This window comes from Larkinella sp. C7, assembly GCF_006149005.1.
Classification (GTDB): domain Bacteria; phylum Bacteroidota; class Bacteroidia; order Cytophagales; family Spirosomataceae; genus Larkinella.
Genome location: NZ_VBSL01000112.1, coordinates 1 through 209, shown reverse-complemented (window position 1 = coordinate 209; position 209 = coordinate 1). Strand labels below are relative to the sequence as shown.

1 protein-coding gene is annotated in these 209 nt (G+C 32.5%); it reads left to right on the top strand.

Annotation, left to right across the window (positions count from 1 at the left end; all coding sequences use genetic code 11):
• Nucleotides 1-209: hypothetical protein (locus FH871_RS34620; protein ID WP_212768340.1), on the top strand; the 209-nt coding region annotated here is incomplete at both ends.

Here is a 209-nt window from a genome sequence, read left to right as displayed (position 1 = left end):
CGCCAAACTTAAAATTGCTATTATCTGTGGAACTGGAAAGATTTTAAGTTCTATTATTGAATCTAGACTAAGACGTTATTTCTCCGGGGCAATTGAAAGTGTAGATAATTTATCATTGAAGGAGTTTGAAGTGACAGATACGAATGACTACGACCTATTTGTCACAACTATTCCAACGCAGATAAGTGATAAAATTTTCTATTTTGATA